This is a genomic window from Enterobacter cloacae complex sp. IR5402 (assembly GCF_049238125.1).
In the GTDB taxonomy this organism is placed as follows: Bacteria; Pseudomonadota; Gammaproteobacteria; order Enterobacterales; family Enterobacteriaceae; genus Enterobacter; species Enterobacter hormaechei_C.
The window spans coordinates 1-722 of record NZ_JBMKHO010000041.1; the positions used below are offsets into that span (position 1 = coordinate 1).

General features: G+C 53.5%; 1 protein-coding gene. It reads right to left on the reverse strand.

The genetic code is table 11. The annotated features are described in order from the left end of the window. Positions 1–15 precede the first annotated feature (15 nt). Positions 16–713, reverse strand: a protein-coding gene (locus ACOTXL_RS23790) for an IS1 family transposase (protein WP_225103636.1) whose coding sequence is annotated in 2 segments (ribosomal slippage) — positions 16–464 and positions 464–713 — 699 coding nt in all. Because the reading frame shifts where the segments join, the coding sequence is not laid out codon by codon here. Positions 714–722: the final 9 nt, after the last annotated feature.

Below are 722 nucleotides of genomic sequence, written 5' to 3' on the forward strand. Positions count from 1 at the left end.
GGTAATGACTCCAACTTACTGATAGTGTTTTATGTTCAGATAATGCCCGATGACCTTGTCATGCAGCTCCACCGATTTTGAGAACGACAGTGACTTCCGTCCCAGCCTTGCCAGATGTTGTCTCAGATTCAGGTTATGTCGCTCAATGCGCTGAGTGTAACGCTTGCTGATAACGTGCAGCTTTCCCTTCAGGCGGGATTCATACAGCGGCCAGCCATCCGTCATCCATACCACGACCTCAAAGGCCGACAGCAGGCTCAGAAGACACTCCAGTGTGGCCAGAGTGCGTTCACCGAAGACGTGCGCCACAACCGTCCTCCGTATCCTGTCATACGCGTAAAACAGCCAGCGCTGACGTGATTTAGCACCGACGTAGCCCCACTGTTCGTCCATTTCAGCGCAGACAATCACATCACTGCCCGGTTGTATGCGCGAGGTTACCGACTGCGGCCTGAGTTTTTTAAGTGACGTAAAACCGTGTTGAGGCCAACGCCCATAATGCGTGCACTGGCGCGACATCCGACGCCATTCATGGCCATATCAATGATTTTCTGGTGCGTACCGGGCTGAGAGGCGGTGTAAGTGAACTGTAGTTGCCATGTTTTACGGCAATGAGAGCAGAGATAGCGCTGATGCCCGGCAGTGCTTTTGCCGTTACGCACCACGCCTTCAGTAGCGGAGCAGGAAGGACATCTGATGGAAATGGAAGCCACGCAAGCACC